This is a genomic window from Pedobacter sp. Hv1 (assembly GCF_001412215.1).
Classification (GTDB): domain Bacteria; phylum Bacteroidota; class Bacteroidia; order Sphingobacteriales; family Sphingobacteriaceae; genus Pedobacter.
This window is the reverse complement of record NZ_LLWP01000004.1, coordinates 585,486-606,742: the sequence shown is the minus strand read 5'-3', so window position 1 is coordinate 606,742 and position 21,257 is coordinate 585,486. Positions and strand designations below refer to the sequence as shown.

General features: G+C 36.2%; 18 protein-coding genes and 1 riboswitch. Of the genes, 10 read left to right on the top strand and 8 right to left on the bottom strand.

Features of this window, described 5'->3' with window-relative positions; all coding sequences use genetic code 11:
* Positions 1-4 precede the first annotated feature (4 nt).
* Both AQF98_RS10460 and AQF98_RS10455 read left to right on the top strand, forming a co-directional pair.
* A complete protein-coding gene (locus AQF98_RS10460) occupies positions 5-391 on the top strand; it encodes an STAS domain-containing protein (protein WP_055131878.1) in 387 nt (128 codons plus the stop codon).
* A 6-nt stretch (positions 392-397) separates the two neighbouring features.
* Positions 398-1,309: a ribonuclease Z gene (locus tag AQF98_RS10455; protein ID WP_055131877.1), complete on the top strand. Its 912-nt coding sequence runs from the start codon at positions 398-400 to the stop codon at positions 1,307-1,309.
* A 115-nt stretch (positions 1,310-1,424) separates the two neighbouring features.
* Here the strand turns inward: AQF98_RS10455 and AQF98_RS10450 are convergent, their stop codons facing one another.
* Genes AQF98_RS10450 through AQF98_RS10440 form a run of 3 tightly spaced genes read right to left on the bottom strand, consistent with a single transcriptional unit; the run spans position 1,425 to position 4,142 of the window.
* Positions 1,425-2,378, bottom strand: a complete 954-nt coding sequence (locus tag AQF98_RS10450) for an MlaD family protein (RefSeq protein WP_055131876.1) — start codon at positions 2,376-2,378, stop codon at positions 1,425-1,427.
* A gap of 12 nt (positions 2,379-2,390) precedes the next feature.
* Positions 2,391-3,224, bottom strand: coding sequence for an N-acetylmuramoyl-L-alanine amidase (locus AQF98_RS10445; RefSeq protein WP_055131875.1), 834 nt, complete (start codon positions 3,222-3,224; stop codon positions 2,391-2,393).
* Positions 3,225-3,263: 39 nt separating this feature from the next.
* Positions 3,264-4,142: an N-acetylmuramoyl-L-alanine amidase gene (locus AQF98_RS10440; protein ID WP_235524209.1), complete on the bottom strand. Its 879-nt coding sequence runs from the start codon at positions 4,140-4,142 to the stop codon at positions 3,264-3,266.
* A 155-nt stretch (positions 4,143-4,297) separates the two neighbouring features.
* Between AQF98_RS10440 and AQF98_RS10435 the strand changes: the two genes are divergently transcribed.
* The 4 genes from AQF98_RS10435 to AQF98_RS22370 are packed head-to-tail and all read left to right on the top strand — an operon-like array spanning position 4,298 to position 9,717.
* Positions 4,298-6,895 (top strand): putative LPS assembly protein LptD, encoded by a 2,598-nt coding sequence (locus AQF98_RS10435; RefSeq protein ID WP_235524208.1) that lies wholly within the window; start codon positions 4,298-4,300, stop codon positions 6,893-6,895.
* A gap of 16 nt (positions 6,896-6,911) precedes the next feature.
* Positions 6,912-8,159 carry a competence/damage-inducible protein A gene (locus AQF98_RS10430; protein ID WP_055131872.1) on the top strand — a complete coding sequence of 416 codons (1,248 nt, stop codon included), beginning with the start codon at positions 6,912-6,914 and terminating at the stop codon, positions 8,157-8,159.
* 58 nt (positions 8,160-8,217) lie between these two features.
* Entirely contained in the window at positions 8,218-9,552 is a 1,335-nt protein-coding gene (locus tag AQF98_RS10425) for a dihydrolipoamide acetyltransferase family protein (RefSeq protein ID WP_055131871.1), read from the top strand.
* Positions 9,553-9,585: 33 nt separating this feature from the next.
* A complete protein-coding gene (locus AQF98_RS22370) occupies positions 9,586-9,717 on the top strand; it encodes a hypothetical protein (RefSeq protein ID WP_255352928.1) in 132 nt (43 codons plus the stop codon).
* Positions 9,718-9,787: 70 nt separating this feature from the next.
* On the opposite strand, the gene AQF98_RS10420 is transcribed toward AQF98_RS22370, so the two are convergent.
* The 4 genes from AQF98_RS10420 to AQF98_RS10405 form a co-directional block, all read right to left on the bottom strand.
* On the bottom strand, positions 9,788-11,029 hold the full coding sequence (locus tag AQF98_RS10420; RefSeq protein WP_055131870.1) for a homoserine dehydrogenase: 1,242 nt from the start codon (positions 11,027-11,029) through the stop codon (positions 9,788-9,790).
* 159 nt (positions 11,030-11,188) lie between these two features.
* Complete coding sequence (metX, locus tag AQF98_RS10415) at positions 11,189-12,247, bottom strand: homoserine O-acetyltransferase (RefSeq protein WP_055131869.1); 1,059 nt, start codon at positions 12,245-12,247, stop codon at positions 11,189-11,191.
* A gap of 27 nt (positions 12,248-12,274) precedes the next feature.
* Complete coding sequence (locus AQF98_RS10410) at positions 12,275-13,597, bottom strand: O-acetylhomoserine aminocarboxypropyltransferase/cysteine synthase family protein (protein ID WP_055132116.1); 1,323 nt, start codon at positions 13,595-13,597, stop codon at positions 12,275-12,277.
* Between the two features lie 285 nt (positions 13,598-13,882).
* A riboswitch (SAM riboswitch) is annotated at positions 13,883-13,995 on the bottom strand.
* Positions 13,996-14,191: 196 nt separating this feature from the next.
* Positions 14,192-15,313, bottom strand: a complete 1,122-nt coding sequence (locus AQF98_RS10405) for a PLP-dependent aspartate aminotransferase family protein (RefSeq protein WP_055131868.1) — start codon at positions 15,311-15,313, stop codon at positions 14,192-14,194.
* Between the two features lie 108 nt (positions 15,314-15,421).
* On the opposite strand from AQF98_RS10405, the gene AQF98_RS10400 reads away from it, so the two are divergent.
* From AQF98_RS10400 to AQF98_RS10385, 4 genes are all read left to right on the top strand, one after another.
* On the top strand, positions 15,422-15,913 hold the full coding sequence (locus AQF98_RS10400) for a hypothetical protein (RefSeq protein WP_055131867.1): 492 nt from the start codon (positions 15,422-15,424) through the stop codon (positions 15,911-15,913).
* Between the two features lie 240 nt (positions 15,914-16,153).
* Positions 16,154-17,338, top strand: coding sequence for an aminofutalosine synthase MqnE (gene mqnE / locus AQF98_RS10395; protein WP_055131866.1), 1,185 nt, complete (start codon positions 16,154-16,156; stop codon positions 17,336-17,338).
* 100 nt (positions 17,339-17,438) lie between these two features.
* Positions 17,439-18,056: a histidine phosphatase family protein gene (locus AQF98_RS10390; RefSeq protein ID WP_055131865.1), complete on the top strand. Its 618-nt coding sequence runs from the start codon at positions 17,439-17,441 to the stop codon at positions 18,054-18,056.
* Between the two features lie 10 nt (positions 18,057-18,066).
* Complete coding sequence (locus AQF98_RS10385) at positions 18,067-18,792, top strand: menaquinone biosynthetic enzyme MqnA/MqnD family protein (RefSeq protein ID WP_055131864.1); 726 nt, start codon at positions 18,067-18,069, stop codon at positions 18,790-18,792.
* A gap of 87 nt (positions 18,793-18,879) precedes the next feature.
* Here the strand turns inward: AQF98_RS10385 and AQF98_RS10380 are convergent, their stop codons facing one another.
* Positions 18,880-21,249, bottom strand: coding sequence for an outer membrane beta-barrel family protein (locus AQF98_RS10380; protein ID WP_055131863.1), 2,370 nt, complete (start codon positions 21,247-21,249; stop codon positions 18,880-18,882).
* Between the last annotated feature and the right edge of the window lie 8 nt (positions 21,250-21,257).

The following is a 21,257-nucleotide window of genomic DNA, read 5'->3' as shown; positions in this document are numbered from 1 at the left end:
AACCATGAAATTTTCTACCGATAAACACGAAAAATATGTTGTTTTAAAATTGGATGAACCAAAGTTCACCAATGACAATACACCAGCTTTAAAATCCGAATTTATCTTACTTAATACAGAAGGATACCGCAATATTGTACTTGATTTATCAGTAGTAAAAGAATGTAATGACTCGCAAGATTTAAGTTGTTTACTGGTAGGAGACAGACTTTGCAAAAGTGCAGGAGGTATTTTTGTGGTTTCTGGTGTAAACAATGCCATTGCCAATATTGTTAAAATGTCTAATCTTCATCAATCGGTTACTTTTGTTAATAAGTTAGATGAGGCTACAGATTTGATCTTTATGGAAGAAATAGAGAAAGAATTACGTGGCAGTGTAGATAAAGGATAAGTTTAAATGAAATTTGAAGTAACCATTTTGGGTAGCAGCTCTGCAACCCCGGTTTACAACAGAAATCCTACAGCTCAATTATTAAATTGTAACGAAAAATTTTATCTCATAGATTGCGCTGAGGGTACACAGCAGCAGTTGATTAAATATGGTCTTAAAGCATCAAAGATAGACTATGTTTTTATTAGTCATCTGCATGGAGATCATTATTTTGGTTTAATAGGATTGCTCTCTAGCATGCATTTAAATGGGCGTATCAAGCCCTTATACATTTATGCACCAAAGGCAATCAAAGAGATATTGGAACTTCAGTTTAAACATTCTGATACTTCATTAAAGTACGAACTGGTTTATTTTGAAACTGATCCTACACAATCGGCAATTATTTTTCAGAACAGTGATGTAACTGTAGAAACGATTATCTTAAATCATAGAATTCCCTGTACAGGTTTTAAGTTTACAGAAAAGAAAAGATTAAGAAAATTACTGATCGATAAACTAGAACAGGAAAATATCCCAATAGAATTATATCCATTGTTAAAAAGAGGGGTAGACCTCACTTTACCCAATGGTGATGTTTTGTTAAATGTAGATTATACTACAGATTCTGCAGCACCAAAATCATATGCCTATTGCTCAGATACCTTGTATGATGAAAGTTATTTCGAAATCATCAAAAACTGTAATACTTTATATCATGAAGCTACTTTTTTGCATGATATGCTAGAAAGAGCTAATGAAACGCATCATACTACTGCATTACAAGCGGCTCAGGTGGCTGAAATTGTGGGTGCCAAAAAGTTGTTGATCGGGCATTTTTCTTCTCGTTACAAGACCTTAACTGCTCTTTTAGACGAAGCAAGAACAGTATTTCCAGAAACGGAATTGGCTTTAGAAGGAAATACCTACGAGATATAGATAGTTGTTAAATAAACGATAAAGAAAAAGCCGAAAATCAATTTGATTTTCGGCTTTTTTATGAGCTATGTTAGTAATCAATAAAATCTATTTCCTATTCACTATTTCCTATTCACTATTTATCTTTCTTATTCCCACCACCAAATACAGAGAAGTGAACATAACGTTTTGGATTAGCCTTTAAATCGATCATCAGGTTATCTAGGTTCTTAGCAGCGTTGGTTAAATTGTCGTACATCTGCTTGTCGTTAATCAATTGACCTAAACTACCTTTTCCATTTTTAACATCTGTAACAATACCTTGTAAATCGCCTATTGCTTTATTGGCATTGTCTATGGTTTGTTTAAAGTTTAATGCAGCAACTTTATCAGTTACATTATTAAGGTTGGTTAAAATGGCATCTATTTTGGCTCCATTGTTTTTAAAGTTAACGGTAATGGTTTCAACATTAGATAAGATACTCGATAATTTAGAACTCTCAGAACCTACCAATGCATCAACTTTTTTAGAAGTGGCCTCTAATGAAGAAAGGGTTGAAGCAATACTGGTAAAGCTCTTATCTACATTTTTCTGGAAGTTCGGATTTAGAATTGAATTTACACTAGTTAAAATCGAATCCATTTTGGTGATGATCAATTCAGCTTTTTTCTGAACTGGTTGCACAGCTTCCATTAATCCTTTTTCAACATTGGCATTTAAGGTATCGCCGTCTTTTGCAAATTCGGTACTGTTTCCTAAATCCATTACAATTGCCTTACCGCCCAAAAGATCAGTACTTTCTAAACGTGCTGTTGTGTTTTTAGGAATATCGTATTTGTCTTTTATTTTAAGCGTTGCAATGATTGTTCCATTTGGTTGTAAGGTCAATTGATCAACCCTGCCGATCTGAAAACCATTAATGAGTACAGGTTTAGAGACCCCTAAACCATCTACATGTGTGTACCTAGCAAACAATACAGTTTCGCTAGAAAAAATAGAGTTTCCCTTCAAGAAGTTATACCCGATAATTAATAAAGCAATAGCAAATGCTGCCAGTACGCCTACTTTGGTTTCGTTTTTTATTTTCACGTAATTAGATGTTTAATTCTCAATTTCTTTTTTGTACTGTTTAATTGCCTTAAAAATTGCAGTAATGATCTCTTCTTGCCCAGTGGCCGAATTGATATACTCTTCTTCTTCTGGGTTTGAAATAAATCCAATTTCAGTCAGAATCGATGGCATTGCTGCTCTTTGTAATATTAACAGGCCTTGTTCTTTAACACCTCTATTCACTCTTTTGTTTAGCGTTGTGTAGTTATTTTGAACTAATTTGGCCAATGCTAAACTCTTAGTGCGGTAAAGAGACTTATACAAAGATAACATAATTAATTCTTCTGGGTCTGTTGGATCGTATGTACCCTTCTTTTTATAATCTTTCTCTTTAATAATTTCTTCGTTTTCCCTAAGGCCAGCATCCATTTCATTAATACGACGATAAGCGCCTACAAAAGTTTCTGTCCCTTTGGTTGTTTTGTTTTTTACCGTTTTATATTGTGGTACTTTTAATCCCTTGCTGTTTTTAACGTAACCAGTTAGTACTTTGTCATCTGGCATTGAATTACAGTGGATAGAAATAAACAGATCTGCTTTTGCATCATTTGCTATTTGCGCTCTCCTGTACCAGTCTACATCTACGTCTGTTCTTCTCGTTTGGATTATTTTTATGCCCGGTAATTCTTCTTCTAATTTTTTTTCCAGCTTCAATGCAACCTGTAAGGCCACATTTTTTTCTAATGAAAAACTTCCTTCGGCACCAGATTTTACGCCCCCATGACCCGCATCAATTACAATTGTTTTGATTTTATAACCTTGAGCTCGACCAGTAACGGCATATAAAAATAGAAGTGTTAAGGTTAGAAAGGTCTTTAATCTCATTTGTTGTGTTTTGCTGCAAATTTATTAAATAATTATGAACTAAATTTCTACGCTTTGTTTATAGGCTAATATTGCTTTCAATATACAATTGGTAATTTCGCTCTGTCCTTCTTCAGAATTCATGTAGTTCTCTTCATCAGGATTACTAATAAAACCAATTTCGGTTAAGATAGCTGGCATCCCAGCTCTGGCTAATACTGCCAAACTCTTTTCCTGAACGCCACGATTAACACGACCCACGCTCACATATTCATCTTGGATCATTTTGGCCAGTTTTAAACTTTGGGTTCTGAAAGTATTTTTCATTAAGGATAGGATAATTGCACTTTCAGGGTCGTCTGGATTAAACCCATCATAGTTTTCCTTATAATTGTCCTCTAAAAAGATTGCCGCATTTTCTCTTTTAATGGCTTCATCTTGCTCATCAACTCGGCCAAAACCAGATACAAAGGTTTCTACACCTCTAGTTGAGGTGCTTTTGGCATAACGGGTTTTATAAACAGGCACTTTTTTGCCTTTTTTATTTTTGGTATAACCACTGATATAACGGGTTGCTTTTACTGGCATATCATTGCAATGGATCGAAATAAAAATATCCGCTTTTGCATTATTTGCCATCTTTATGCGCTCATATAAAGGAATAAAAGTATCATCACTACGTGTGAAAATCACTTTTACATCTTTAACATTGTCTTGAATTAGCTTGCCTAATCGAAGCGCTGTTTTTAAGGCTACATCTTTTTCTGTAGAATAAAGCCCTCTGGTGCTGCCATCTTTGCCTCCATGACCCGCATCTATTACAATTGTTTTTATTTTATATTCTTGCGCAAGCAATTGATTATCAGCAAACAAGCATAATGCTGCACAAATAAATATAACCAAAATTGCATTTGGTCTAACCAATGGTATATTTTTCATTAATTTTGAACGTTTTGGGATAAACATTATTGCAAAAATAACATTCACACACGAATTTGAAACTTTTAAAGAATATCATTTTTATTATTGCCGTTCTTTTACTAACAACTGTTGGTAAAACCGCCAAAGCCTTTTCCAATTATTCGTTTTTACAAATGGTAGCTAAACAAACTGATACTGCTAAAAAAGGTAAAAATGATCTTAAAGTCGTGTATAAAGCTAAGGATTCCATCTATACAGATAGAAAAACCAAAATTATGTACCTCTACGGCGAAGCGAGGGTGATTTACCAAGATTTTGAATTGAATGCCGATTATATTAGATACGACACTGAAAACAATACCATTTTTGCAAGAGGGGTAAAAAATAAAAATGGGAAATATGTAGGACGTCCGATTTTTAAAACAGCAGATCAAGGTACTTCCATTGCCGATTCATTAAGTTACAATACCAAAACAGGTAAAGGCTTGGTATTCGGTGTTTTTACAGAACAGCAGGGAGGCTATTTTTCTGGTGGACAAGGAAAGCTGCAACCTGATAATGAAGTGCATATTAAAGGACAGACCTTTAGTACCTGTAACTTACCACACCCACACTTTGGGATTTTCATTTCGAAAGGTATTGCTACCGAAACACAAATTATTACAGGCCCTGTTTATTTAAAGATCGAAGATATTCCAATTCCTCCATTCTTTTTACCATTCGCATTTTTCCCAAAACCCAATAAAAAATCATCCGGATTTATTTTACCTACACCAAACCAAGATGCAACTAGAGGTTTCTCTTTAAATGGGGGTGGTTATTATATGGCATTTAACGACTATTTCGACGGTAGGTTAACGGGTAATATTTTTACAAACGGTAGTTATGACCTCACTTTCACCTCTAATTATTTAAGAAGGTACAAATACAATGGTAATGTGAATTTAAATTATTCGAGTTCGCGTAATGGTTTGGAGGGTACACCAGGTTATAAGCCGTTAAAGAATTTTAATATTGGATGGACCCATAGTCAAAATCCAATGGCCAAACCCGGAACCACGTTTACAGCTTCTGTTAATGCCGGAACCTCAGATTATTTTAGAACTACTGGTGCCAATCAGACTTATGATATTGGCAAAATTGCAAGTAATACCATGAGCTCAAGTATTGCTTATGGAAAGGTTTTTGGAGATGGTCTATTCAATTTTACAGGGTCTTTAAACCACTCTCAAGAAACACAGAATAAAACCATTACTTTAACCTTACCACAGATCAGTTTAAACATGGCTACCATTAATCCCTTCGATTCGAAAACAAGGGTAGATAAACAAAAATGGTATCAAAAAGTTACTGTTGGTTACAGTTTGCAGGCTAGTAACATGGTTAGTACTAAAGAAAACCTACTTTTTGAAAAAGGTGGTTTAAAGAGATTTAGAAACGGCTTTAACCATAATATACCAGTAAGTTTGGCTTTTAACTTATTCCAGTATTTTAACTTTAATGCAAACGCAGGCTACAATGAGAAATGGTATTTTCAAACAATTAACCAACGTTTGATACAGATGCCCGGAAGGGGAGACAGTACGGCTATTGATACGGTGAGTGGTTTTAAAAGGGCTGGAGAGTATAATATTGGATTGAACATGTCGACCAAACTCTATGCGACTAAACAATTCAAGAATCTGGGAAGAATTAAGGCCATTAGACATGTAATGACGCCTACTTTTAACTTTAACTACAAACCAGATTTTTCAAAAAGTAATTTTGGCTATTACAAACCTTTAGAGTATTATACAAATGACATCAGACCTGGTAAAAGTGTACGAGTTGAAGGTCAAAAACCAATTGTAGATTATTTAGGTAATGAAAGAAAATATTCCATATTTGATGGTGCTGCATTTGGAGGACCATCTAGAGGCCAACAGGCGAATTTGAGTTTCTCAGTAGATAATAATGTCGAATTAAAAATAAAATCAAAAAAAGACACCACAAATGGTGGCGAGAAGAAAATTCCAATTATACAGGGTTTAACTATTGGGGGCTCTTATAATTTTGCAGAACCCACTAAAAAGAAATTGAGTCTTTTAAACTTTAGTGGTAGATCTCAATTTACTGATAAATTGGGCTTTAATTTTGGAGGTACATTGAATCCTTATGCTGTAGAAGATTATAAAACTGTAACAGGTACTGGAGCTAATCAGATAACTACCATAAATTATAGAGAATCTGATCAATACGTATGGAAAAGTGGTAAGTTGCCACGCTTAGTTAGTTTTAACTTCTCATTTGATTACAGCTTAAATCCGGCTGCATTAAAAAAGAAAAATGAGAACATGGAGGAGCTGAGAAACCGTAATTCTGCTGCAAGAACTCCAGAACAGATTGCGGAATTAGAGGCAATTAGTAGAGACCCAAATGCATTTGTCGATTTCAATATTCCATGGAATTTTGCCTTTTCTTACAGTTTCTCTTACTCAAATGCATTGAGTAGGCCCGAAACAAGAACAGTTTCAAATACATTGAACTTTAACGGCGATTTTGCATTGACCCCTAAATGGAAGATACAGTTTAATTCTGGTTACGATTTTAAGGCCAAAGACCTTTCTTATACCTCTTTTGCAATCTATAGAGATCTACACTGTTGGGATTTAAGTGCCAGCTGGATCCCTTTGGGTGCTTATCAAAGTTATTCGGTTACCATTAAAGTAAAGGCCGCAATTTTACAAGATCTTAAACTAAGCAAACGTAAAGGTTATTACACACGTTACTAAAAATTAATACAATCAGATGCTGGCAGAAATTATTACCATAGGAGATGAAATTCTAATTGGTCAAATTGTAGATACCAATTCTGCTTGGATGGGGAGGGAGCTCAATAAAATAGGAGTGAGCGTAAAACAGATTACCTCAGTTTCTGACAATGCTGAACATATTACGCAAGCCCTAGACGAAGCACAGCAAAGAGCAAACATCATTTTAATTACTGGAGGCCTTGGTCCTACAAAAGATGATGTTACCAAGCTAACCATGTCTAAGTATTTTAATATGCCATTAAGGCGTGATGAAGCTACACTTGAACATGTAACCTCAATTTTTGCTCGTTTAAATAGACCAATGATTGAGGTTAATAGAAAACAAGCCGATGTGCCATATGGTTGTACCGTTATCAAAAATAAAAATGGTACTGCACCTTGTATGTGGTTTGATGTAAACGGAAAAATATTTGTTGCTATGCCTGGGGTACCTTTCGAAATGATGTACCTCATGGAGGAAGAAATTTTACCACGTATTAAAAGTGCTTTCAACCTACCTACCATTATCCATCAAACTATATTGACCACTGGTTTGGGCGAATCATTTTTGGCTCAACAGATTGAAGATATTGAAGACAGTTTACCAGATTATATCAAACTGGCGTATTTGCCAAAACTGGGGCAGGTAAGGTTACGCTTAAGTGCTATTGGCAAAGATGAAATTGCTTTAAAAGCAGAAATCAATACTTATATAAGGCAAATTGTAGATCGAGTTAAAGCTTATGTAGCAGCAGAAGAAGATGTTGCCTTAGAAAAGGCCATATTAGATCAAATGAAGGCCAAAAACTTGACACTTTCTACTGCCGAAAGTTGTACGGGAGGTTATATTGCACACTTAATCACACAACATGCCGGTTCATCTGCAGTTTTTGCAGGTGGAGCAGTAGCCTATTCGTACGATCTAAAAGAATCTATCTTAGGTGTTCAACATCAAACGCTAACAGAATTCGGAGCGGTAAGTGAGCAAACGGTAAAAGAAATGGCCGAAGGTGCTGTTGCACATTTTAAAACAGACTATGCAATTGCGGTGAGTGGAATTGCAGGCCCAGATGGTGGAATGCCGGGCAAACCCGTTGGTACTGTTTGGATTGCAGTGGCTACCCAACGTCAAACTGTAGCTAAATTATTTACTTTTGGCGACAAAAGGATACAGAATATAGAACGTTCTGCAACTGCTGCATTAACAATGTTGCTAAATCTCTTGAAACAAGATTTGAATTAAATGGGTAAAAAGGCGTACTTTTGTGCGCAGATACCAATTATAAACGCATTAAAACAATATGGCTCAATACGAATTATTGTTACCTAAAATGGGAGAAAGTGTTGCAGAAGCAACAATCATTAAATGGACTAAGCAACCAGGAGATATGATCCAGTTGGATGATACCATATTGGAAATCGCAACCGATAAAGTAGATTCAGAAGTACCTTCGCCAATTGCTGGTAAGTTAGTGAAACAGCTTTTCGCAGCAGACGATGTGGTTCAGGTAGGTGCTGTAATTGCGATTATAGAAACAGAAGGTGGGGCAGAAAGTGCACCTGCGCCTACAGCTCAACAAGAAGAAACACCCGCACCAGCTATAGAAAAAGAAATACCTGGGTTAAGTCAGCTACCTGTTGAAGACAAATCAGCAAGCGAAGCTCCAGATTTTAAAAATTCAGATCGTTTTTATTCACCTTTAGTGAAAAGTATTGCTGCACAAGAAAACATTTCGTTGGCAGAACTTGATCAGATTAAAGGGAGTGGTGCAGAAGGTCGTTTAACCAAAGACGATCTTTTAAATCATATTCAAGCAAAAAATGGTGGAGCACCAGTTACTCAACCAAAAGTAGATACACCAGCACCAGCTCAAAAAGCTGCTGAACCTGTAAAAGCTGCAACGCCAGCTCCAAGTTTAAGTGGTGGCGATGAAATTATAGAAATGGACAGAATGCGTAAACTGATTGCCGAACACATGGTAATGAGTAAACATACTTCTCCACACGTAACTTCATTTGTAGAAGCTGATGTAACCAATATGGTAATGTGGCGTGATAAAGTGAAAAAATCATTTGAACAACGTGAAAATGAAAAAATCACTTTTACTCCGATCTTTATCGAAGCAGTAAGCAAAGCGATCAAAGATTTTCCGATGATCAATGTGACTGTAAATGGAACTCAGATTATTAAGAAAAAAGATATCAATATTGGTATGGCTGCTGCTTTACCTAGTGGAAACCTCATTGTGCCTGTAATTAAAAATGCAGATCAACTCAACTTATTAGGTTTAACCAAAGCAGTAAATGATTTGGCTGCTCGTGCTCGTGGTTCTAAATTAAAACCAGACGAAACACAAAATGGTACATTTACCTTAACCAACGTAGGTTCTTTTGGCAATGTAATGGGTACACCAATTATCAATCAACCACAGGTGGCTATTTTGGCCGTAGGCGCAATTAAAAAGAAACCTGCTGTATTAGAAACAGAATTTGGGGATGTGATTGCAATCCGTCACATGATGTTCCTTTCGCTTTCTTATGACCATAGGGTAGTTGATGGTGCTTTAGGAGGATCTTTTGTTCGCCGAGTGGCCGATTACCTAGAAAACTGGGATATCAATAGAGAAATAAGTTAGTATATTGGTCAATAGAAATTTAAATAAGAAACAATGAAGAAGAAAAGAACACTTTTAACTTCACTACTGATTGTACTTGCACCTTTTGCATATAAGCTCACCATAGATATTTTTAAGATGGGCGTAAAAGATGGAAAAGCACATGTTGCACATCGGATCAAATAACTAAACAATAGCAAAAGCCTCGACACCCATCGAGGCTTTTTACTATCAAAACAAAACAAAAAGTAATTAATTAGTTGACAAGCACACCCTCTTCGGCAATTGCTGCTATGTCTTGTTGACTATAGCTTAATTTGCCTGTTTGTGCGATGAAGACATCTTTGTTTAAAAGCAAATCGCGGTTGGCAATTAGATTTTTTAAACTGATGTTACCAATTACATACTTATAATCATTACGAGCGAAACGCTCAGAGATATTTTCGATCTCTAATTTTTCAATCGTGTACTCGTGCACATAGCGTAAATAAACTTCGATACTTACTTTATCTGTATGGATCAAGCCATTTTGCTGGTGGTATTTTTTATATTCATAACGGTAATCGTAACGAAGTGCAGCAATATCAGACAATACTGCAGCTCCTGTAGGATGGCCACCTGCACCTTTGCCAAAAAAGAATTGCTTATCTGCAAAAGCAGCCTGTACGGTTACTCCATTGTATTCGTTCTCTACATTGAAAAGAAAATCGTCTGCCTTAACAAATTTTGGTAGTACAAAAGTAACCACTTGCTTGGTGCTTATTTTACGTGCAGTTGGTACCAATTTAATCTTGAAGTTCTTTTCTCTAGCATACTGGATATCAGCATCAGAAATATTCTGAATTCCAACGTTTAAAATTTTATCAGGATTGATAAACAAACCATAGGCATGTGCGGTAGCAATGGTCAGTTTAAATTTAGGATCGTAACCTCCAACGTCTAAAATTGGATCAGTTTCTGCAAAACCTAAATCTTGCGCCTGCTTTAAAGCGGTATCATAAGCCAAACCTTCGTTAAATATTTTAGATAGAATATAATTTGATGAGCCATTAAAAATACCACTAATGCCATGTAAAAGTTCATTGTCATAGTATTCTTCCAGGTTTCTGATAATTGGAATACTGCCACATACTGCACCTTCGTACAGTAAAGAAGTGCCATGTTGAGCCTGTAATTTTACAAGTTCTTCTAAATGTGTAGCAATCATTTTTTTATTGGCCGACACCACATTTTTACCGTTGCTTAATGCTGTTCTTACAATTTTAAAGGCTGCGTCTGCATCGTCAATTAGCTCAACAATGGTATTTATTTCTGGATTGTTTAAAATCTCATTATGATCTGTAGTGAAAAGGTTTGCATCTAAACTGCGTTTCTTTTCAGGGTTTTTAATGGCAATTTTAACTACCTCTAGGTTTAAGTTTTGTCCACGGATAATGTCGTGTAATCCTTGTCCAACCACACCAAACCCAAATAATCCGATCTTAAGTTTCTTACTCATGTTATAATTTGTTCTTACTCTTGTTTTAAATTTTATTGTTTTTTATAGGAAATAGTAAATAGGGAATAGGAAATAGTTTCAATTGTTAATCTCAAGTCTCAAATCTTTGCTCTTATAACTCGTAACCTGCAACTCATAACCTATAACCCACAACCCCTCTTAGGCTGTCTGTTGCAATTTGATGATCTTTTTATTGATGCTTTCCTTCAAAAAATGACCAATGATATTTGTTAATTTATCTGTTTCAATTAAAAAGCCATCATGACCATAAGCGCAATTAATGCTGCTAAATTCGGCGTTGTTAATATGCTCGGCCAAAAACTGTTGTTCGCTGATCGGGAAGAGAATGTCGTTTTCAATTCCAATAACCAATGTATTGGCTTTCACTTCTGCTAGTGCAGCTACAATGCTCTTTCTACCACGACCTACATTATGGCTATCCATCGCTTTGCTCAAATACCAATAGCTATAAGCATTGAAACGTTTACACAATTTTTCGCCCTGATAGTTCTGATAAGAAGCTGCTCTATAAGCACCTGTTTTATCATTTACACTCTCTAATTGTGTTGCTGAATAAGCTTCGTAGGTACGGTATGACAGTAAAGCAATGCTACGGGCAACCTTCAAACCTTTTAAACCACCAGTTGGTTGGTTGGCATAAAAAGTTCGGTCGGCACTAATGGCTAAACGCTGGCTCTCGTTAAAAGCAATGCCCCATGGAGAATGAACAGCGTTTGTAGCTACTAAAATTAAATTTTCGATGGTTTGCGTTTTTGCTAGTGACCACTCTAAAGCTTGTTGACCGCCTAAAGAACCTCCAATTAAAACTTTGATGGTACTTATACTTAAATGGTTGGCCAATAAATGATGTGCAGCTGCTAAATCTCTAATGGTAAACTCTGGAAACGACAAATAATAAGGCTGTCCGGTAATTGGGTTGTTGCTTAAAGGATTTGTAGTGCCATAGTTAGAACCTAAAATATTTGCACAGATGATAAAATGCTCGTCAGGATTGAACAAAGCACTGGTGCCAAATAATCCTTTCCACCAGTCTAATACATCTGCATTAGCGGTAAGCGCATGGCAAGCCCAAATTACATTGTCTTTTTTAGCATTTAATTTGCCAAAAGTCTGATAGGCAATTTCTAGGTTACGGAGCTTTTTACCGTTTTCTAGCTTAAAAATTTTAGGATGTTTATATAGAGATACTGTACTCATTTTTGTTGTAGTATTTATAATAATCTATTAAAGGGCTAATTCTACCAATGTTTCAATGGCTGCAAAAGCTTGTTCAAAATCTGCTTTGATGTCGTCGATATGTTCAATGCCTACAGAAACTCTCAATTGGTTAGGGCTTACGCCAGCTGCCAGTTGTTCGCTCTCGCTCAATTGTTGGTGGGTAGTAGCCGATGGCTGAATAATTAAGGTCTTTGCATCGCCCACATTAGCCAAATGGCTTACCAATTTAAGATTGTCAACCAAGGCTGTGGCACTTTCTTTATCGCCATTTAACTCGAAAGAAAGCACAGCGCCAAAACCATTTCTTAGGTATTTTTTAGCATTGGCATGATAAGGGCTGCTTTCTAGGCCTGGGTAATTTACCTTCGCTACTGCAGGATGATTTTCTAACCATTGTGCTAAGGCTAAGGCATTGTCTACATGACGTTGTACACGGAGTGATAAAGTTTCTAAACCTTGGATCAATAAGAAAGAATTGAAAGGAGAAATGGCTGGGCCAAAATCTCTTAAGCCTTCTACACGGGCACGGATAATGAATTGAATATTTCCAAATGGGCCATTTTCGCCAAATACATCATTGAAAACTAAACCATGGTATCCTTCAGAGGGTGAAGTAAATTGAGAGAATTTTCCATTGCCCCAATTGTAGTTTCCACCATCAACAATTACACCTCCAATACTGGTACCGTGACCGCCAATCCATTTGGTAGCCGATTGTACAACCACATGTGCGCCATGCTCTAGTGGTCTAAATAGGTATCCTGCAGCACCAAAAGTATTGTCTACAATTAAAGGTAAATCGTGTTTTTTTGCAATAGCAGCGATTTGTTCAAAATCAATAATGCTAAATGCAGGGTTACCAATGGTTTCTAGGTAGATGGCCTTTGTTTTTTCATCTATTTTAGCCTCAAAATCTGTTGGTTCATCGCCATTGGCAAATCTAACCTCTATACCTAAACGTTTAAAAGCTACTTTAAACTGATTGTAAGAACCGCCATATAAATGACTTGAGGAAACGAAATTATCTCCGGCTTCCAGTATGTTGTTTAAAGCAATAAATTGTGCAGCTTGGCCAGAACCCACAGCTAGGGCAGCTACGCCACCTTCTAAAGCGGCAATCCTTTTTTCAAAAACATCTGTTGTAGGATTGGTTAAACGGGTATAGATGTTACCAAATTCCTTTAGTGCAAATAAATTGGCACCATGTTCAGAATTTTTAAAACCATAAGAAGTGGTTTGGTAAATGGGTACTGCTCTTGAGCCTGTAGTTGGGTCTATTTCTTGACCAGCATGTAACTGGAGTGTTTCGAATTTATGAAGATTTGACATGATCTTTAATGTTAAAATGATTGAATTGCTAAACTGTGAGTTGTTTTGACTTGGAGTTAAAGATTTTCCAAGCATAATGATTAGGCGTATCCCGATTGGTCGGGACCTTCCGAATTGAAAAATACAAAGTGGAAGATTTTTGAATTAGTATATGCGACAGCACATACAGTTCATTGCCTGTAGTTTACAGCAAATCTGAATGACATTAAAAGAAGTCGACCTGTTGGGTTTTAAGCTAAGATTTTCGCTAAGTAGCGAATTTGAATTGAATGTTTTCATTTTCTTAATTTATATTTCCAAACAACACCATGTTATCTGGTCAGGAATTGGCACCTTCTCCGTTAGGGAGGGTTGCCAGTGGGTCAATGAGCCTGTCTCTCGCCACTTCTTTATAAATCAAAACCTGAATAAGGTGTTGACTTTAATCTAGCTTTCGCCAAATAATGTTTCAAATATAGGATTGTATTTTAATTTACGCAAAATTAAATTCTGATTAATTGTTAATCTATTGAAAATGAGTGTTATAAATTTAATGTTGTTTCATGCCTAAGCTTCGTGTACACACGAAGCTTAGAGAAATTTTAATCAAATTTATTAAATATGAGCCAATGCCTGTTCTAAATCGGCAATCAAATCATCAATATGTTCGAGACCCACAGAGACCCGAATTAAATTTTGTGGAGTTTTGGTGTCTGGACCTTCAACTGAAGCACGGTGCTCGATTAAACTCTCTACACCACCTAAACTTGTGGCCTGTGCAAATATTTTCACACTATTAACCACTTTACGGGCAGCACTGGCATCGCCCTTTACCAAAATAGATAACATGCCACCAAAATCTTTCATTTGTTTCTTGGCAATTTCATGTTGCGGATGAGAAGCTAAACCTGGATAATAAACAGCATCAATTTTTGGATGTTTTTCTAGGTGTTTGGCCAAGATCATTGCATTTTCACAATGTCCTTTCATTCTATATGCGAGTGTTTTGATGCTGCGTAACAATAAAAAGCAATCAAATGGCGAAGGTACTGCACCTCCAATTTGTTGTACGTTTCTGATCTTTTCCCAAAATTCGTTTTGATGAGCTGTAGTTAATGAACCACCCAACACATCGCTATGGCCACCAATATATTTAGTGGTAGAGTGCATCACAATATCTGCACCTAGTAGAATAGGATTTTGTAGAATGGGAGAGGCAAAAGTGCTATCGCAGGCGAAGATTAAATTGTTAGCCTTACAAATCTTCGCTAAAGCTTCAATATCTGTAATTTTTAGTAGAGGGTTAGAAGGTGTTTCGGCCCAAATCATTACCGTATTGGCTTTGATATAACTTGTAAGTACAGAAAGATCGGTTAAATCAATAAAATCAAAAGTTAAGGTAGCTGCAAAAATACTTTGAAGTTGTTTTTTAAAGCCCCAATACATATCATCTGGTGCAATGATATGACTCCCAGGTTTTAAGGCCTGAAAAATAGACATGCCCGCTGTATTTCCAGAAGAAAAAGCACAAGTATCGGCACCAAATTCTAAGGCTGTAATTACATTTTCTAATGCAGAACGATTGGGGTTACTGACACGACTGTACATGTGTCCGCCAGGATAACCACCCGTTTCATCACGTAAAAAAGTGGTAGATAGGCTAATAGGCATGGTTACATCGCCTGTGGCACTCTTTACTAAATTTAAAGCATGGATGGCAGAGGTTTCTGGTTTCATCTTTTTACAAATTAAAATACAAGGATTTATGACAAAGCTAAATTTAAATCTTCCGAAAAAATAGATTTTGGCAAGATTTGTGTAAATAGCATAACAAAAAACAAGTATATGAAAAGAATATTTTTAATAGCAGCTTTAATTTGTAGTTCATTAATAGTGTTACAAAGTTGCTCACCTAAAACAACAAATGGTGCTGTGGCACTTAAAAGAGGAAATGTAACAGGTAATTGGGTTTTAAATGATGTTACTTTTGATGGTATTCCAGAACTTGCGGTAAAATCATTTTTGGGCGAAAGTTCTTACAAGTGTTTTGTAGGGAGTACATGGAGCTTAACAAATAGTGGTAATGGAAGCTACAGTTTGCCAACTAGTGCAACATGTGCAGCAAAAACACAAACTATTTTTTGGTCTGCAAGCCCTGCTGATGAAACCTTCCAATTCAAAAAACTATACGAAAAAGAAAAAGCTAAAAACGTAACTGAAGGGTATAGATTAATTCTTTCTGCTACAGATGGCAATAACATGGTGATTAAATCGCCAATTGAATATGGTAGCAAAACTGCGTATGTGGTTTTAAACTTTACCAAAGCAGCTAAATAATTGATATTGTTTTACCATCTAAGGCATCTCAGATCATTTAAGAAGATTAAATGATGTGTTTTTAGGTAGTTCATAATGCAACATCATAAAGACGTTTAAATAGCAATTTAAACCTTAAATATTTAAAAGCCTCGATAACTTCGAGGCTTTTATTGGTTCTAAATAAGCCATTTTTACAAGAAAATGATTTTCAATTAGGTCATTGTTGTACTTTTGCCTAAACATTTAAAAACAAATACTGTGCAGGATTTAGCAATTCTTCTTGATAACCCTAATCTTTCAGCACCTTTAAAGGCTATTGCTCAGAAAGTTGCAGCCCACCAACGGATTACATTTGATGAAGGTGTGTATTTATACGAACATGCAGAGTTGGGTTATCTCGGTGTTTTGGCCAACCACATCAGAGAAGAAAAACATGGTGATAAAACCTATTTCAACCGCAATTTCCATTTAGAACCCACCAACCTATGCGTATACGATTGTAAATTTTGTTCGTATTCACGCTTAATCAAACAAAAAGAAGAAGGCTGGGCATTAACCATGGAACAAATGTTGGATGTGGTTAAAAAATATGATGATGAGCCTGTTACCGAAGTACACATTGTTGGAGGTGTTTTGCCCCAATATGATGTGGCTTTCTATTCGGCCTTATTTACGGCTATTAAACAGCATAGACCAAGCCTGCACGTTAAAGCATTAACCCCAGTAGAATACCATTATATCTTTAAAAAAGCGAAGATAGATTATGCTACAGGAATGAAGTTGATGAAAGAAGCTGGACTGGAATCGATACCAGGTGGTGGAGCAGAAATTTTTGCACCAGAAATTAGAGAGCAGATTGCCAAAGATAAATGTACTGGAGAACAATGGTTGGCTATTCACGAAGAATGGCATAAACTAGGCATGCGCTCTAATGCAACTATGTTGTATGGCCATATCGAAAAATTTGAACATCGAGTTGACCACATGGAGCGTTTACGCCAGTTACAAGATCAAACTGGAGGTTTCCAAACTTTTATTCCATTAAAATTTAGAAACCAGCACAACCAGATGAGCAACATTCCGGAGGTTTCTGTAATAGAAGATTTAAGAAATTATGCCATTGGTAGGATTTATTTAGACAACTTCGACCATGTAAAGGCTTATTGGGCAATGATCAGTAGAGAAACCGCACAGATGTCTTTAAATTTTGGCGTAGATGATATTGATGGAACCTTAGACGATACCACTAAAATCTATTCTATGGCAGGTGCAGAAGAGCAAAACCCGGCAATGAGCACGCAACAATTGGTCAACCTCATTAAACAAGTAGGACGTCAACCCATAGAAAGAGATACTTTGTACAATGTGGTAACAGATTATACCAATGTAGTTTTTGAGGATGAGGTGAAACCTCAATATTATAAATTGCCAGTAATCAATTAACCGATTATACTTATACCTTACAACTAATAATTCACTACTTATACATACAACTTACTACTTATAACTTACCACTTACTACTTACAACTTCTTACTTTAAAAATGAAGGAACTCTACATTATCAGACACGGTGAAACAGAATTAAACAGATTGGGTATTGTACAGGGTAGAGGGGTAGATAGCGATTTAAATGATACAGGAAGGGCGCAAGCAGCTGCTTTTTTTAATCATTATTCAGCTATAGCATTTGATAAGATATACATATCTGAACTTAAACGTACTCAGCAAACCATTCAGCAGTTTATAGACCTAGGTTTACCATTTGAGAAACACGCAGGTTTAGATGAGTTGGCCTGGGGGCTTTGGGAGGGGCAACCCAATACCGAAGAAGCCAGATTTGCCTTTAGAGAAATGGTAGAGAAATGGCAAGGCGGAAATTATGAAGCCAAGTTTGAAGGAGGCGAAAGCCCCAATGAGGTGCTGTTGCGTTTACAAGAAACGGTAGCATTGATTAAAAGTAGAACAGCAGAAAATAGGGTCTTGATCTGTATGCATGGTAGAGCAATGCGGTTATTACTTTGTTTATTGCTTGAAGAACCGCTGTCAGAAATGGGCGATTTTCCCCATCAAAATACAACACTTTACAGAATGAGCTACACAGATGGTCAGTTTGCTGTAATAGACTTTAACAATACAGACCATTTAAAAGATTTAGCATAAAATATTATACGTGGATAAGATTAAAATTTCGGCAGTTTCCTATACCAATACCAAACCATTTATTTACGGAATAGAAAAAAGTGAGGTTCGCCATCAAATAGATTTAAGCTTAGATATTCCTTCAGATTGTGCGGCTAAACTAATTAATAACCAAGTTGATATAGGTTTAATACCTGTAGCAGCTATTCCATCTGTACCCAATGCAAATATTATTGGTTCTTATTGTATCGGCTCTGTTGGTGCTGTAAATTCGGTATTTATTTTTTCTAAGGTTCCGGCTAGTGAAATTAAAACTTTAAAGCTTGATCCGCAGTCGCGTACCTCTAACAATTTGGCCAAGGTTTTACTGAAATTTCATTTTAAGGTAAGTGTAGAATTGATTACTGATCCCGATATAGAAACAGATGCATTGGTGTTAATCGGTGATCGTACTTTTGGTCGTAAAGGTGATTTTGCCTACGCTTATGATATGGGAGAGGAGTGGATGAAATTGACAGGTCTGCCATTTGTTTATGCCGCTTGGGTAGCGAATAAAATGATCCCAGAACAATTTATCGCTGAATTTAATGAGGCCTTAAAATTAGGCTTGGCACATCGAAAAGAACTGTTAAAAGAATTGCCAACAAATTCAGCTATTGATTTGGAAGATTACCTGCTACATAAGCTCGATTTTGATTTAACCGACGATAAGAGAAAAGCGCTGGATTTATTTCTAAATTACATTAAACAACTATAGATAGTTTTTTGGTTTGCATTTGCAATCTGGGCTGTAACCAAAAAACCAAAGGTCGATGTACTCAACCTTTGGTTAACTAAAAACGATCTAATTTTCATCAGGTAGACGATCTTTTTCTCCTTTTTTTCTATTGAAACGATACACCACCGTTGCATTGATTACGGTGCCAACGCCATAAGCTGTAGTTTGTAACTGATAGGTAGGTGTATTGAGCTCTTGCCTATCGATTAAGGTATTTAGAATATTGTTGGCAGCTAAACTCAATGTCATTTTCTCTTTTAAAATGTCTTTACTTACCGCAGTATTTAAGCGATAAGTAGCCTTATTTACCGATTGGATATCTTGGAATTTGCCTCTATAACTAAAAATAGATTCTATGGCTAGATTTTTAGGCAGTTTTATACGACTATTGAGTTGTGTAGTCCATGTTTGATCGTCAGAACCATATTGTTTACCTTCAAACTCACCTTTCTGTTTAAAACCATAATAGTTAAAGTTCAAGGCCAACCGCCACCACGCAAAAGGGTTGTAGGTACTGGAGATTTCTAGTCCATATCTTTCTTCAAAATCTAGGTTTACAGGAGTACGCACAAAATTGCCATCTGCAGTTTGTTTCAATACATATTGGAAATAATTTTTGGTACGTGCGTAATAAACGGAGGGAGTGAGGGTAAATTTGTCCCATTTTTTTAATAAGGCAAACTCAAAGGAGTTGGTATAAGTAGGATCAAGATCTGGGTTACCAATAGTTAAATTTCGGGTATCAGATAAGCCTCCAAATGGGTTCAATTGCCAAAACTGAGGTCTATTGATCCTTCTGCTATAACTTAATTGCAGATCAGTTGTTTTTTGCAGGTTATAAACCAAATGCACCGTAGGGAACAGGTTAAGGTATGCTTTGTTGTTATCGAAAGTCCCAACTCTGTCGGCTATGCCAATGAAAGACATTTCTGCTCTTAAACCTAAAAGATAGTTTAACTTGTTTATTTTATTGCCCAATTGCATGTAGGCACTAAACAGATTCTCGTTATACTCGAGCTTGTTGTTATAGCTAGGTAACAATATGCCATTAGATTTGGCCCAATAATCACTTCTTATGGCACGGAGATCACTTCTAATTCCAGTTTCAAATCTGCCATTTTCGCCAAAAGGATTAATAAAATCACTTTGAATAAAGATATCGTTACTACTTTCAATGTTTTTGGTAATCAGGTTATTAGTTGGATTGCCTGTAGGAAACGTTTTTTGTTGGTTGATGTGCTGATTTTCATCATCATTCCAAAAATCATACTGTAAGCTGGTTGTCCATTTTTTATCCTTGTTATCAAATGTTTTTACATGGTATAATTCCAATTGATTGTATTTTTTAGGTTCCCTGTAGTGCTCAAAGCGATAATTGGTACTATCTTTTACATTTTGAGCATTGAAAAAATTATAGTTATAATCAATGTTGTTGTCAATAATTAAAGTGCTGTGGTAAAAACTGCCAGTTAAGGTATTGGTAGGGTTGATGTAATAATCTCCACCAAGGTAGATGTTGTAAGAATCGTCGTGTCTATTGGTTACATTGTTCTGTAGCAATAGGTTTTTGATCCCATTGTTCAAAGTGGTCTGGGTTCTTTCTTCAAGGATTTTAAAATCTCTAAAACGAACGCCAATATTGCTAAAAAGGTTTATTTTTTCTGTTTTGTAGCTTAGGTTTACATTACCATTGTAATTGGTCGGATCGCCTATGCCAGCTTGTATAGAACCATTTAAACCCGTTTGACTGTTTTTCTTGAGTACGATATTGATAATGCCTGCACCACCTTGGGCCTCGTATCTGGCTGAAGGATTGGTGATCACTTCTATCTTTTCAATGGTACTGGCTGGGATTTGTTCTAACCCTTTATTCATCGACATCATGGAAGGTTTGCCATTAATGAGTACGCTAACCCCAGTATTTCCTCTTAAGCTGATGGCGCCATTTACATCTACGTTTACAGAAGGTACATTGTTTAGGATGTCTGTCGCATTTCCACCCTTAGACATCAGGTCTTTGCCTACGTTAAAAACTTTTTTATCGAGGTTAAGTTCCATGCTCGATTTTTCTCCCACCACGTTTACCGATTTTAAAAGTTTAACATCTTCCACCAATAATAGGGTGCCTAAGTCTATATCAGCATCAATTTCTCTGTTCTCCAATAGGATAGGTTTAAAGGAGATAAACTCAATTTTAAGGTGGTATTTGCCAGGTGCAACTGTTAACACAAATTCTCCATTTTTATCTGTGGCTATACCTTTGATAAATTTTTGATCGATAGTTGATAATAAAGTTGCTCCGGCATTTTCAATAGCTTGTTTGGTTTTGGCTTCGAGTACCTTTCCTTTAATGTTAATGGTTTTATCCTGCTGTGCAAAAACAGATAGGCTACAAAGCAGGAGTAGCGACATGGTTATTTTTTTGATAAACTTCATTTTTTGTG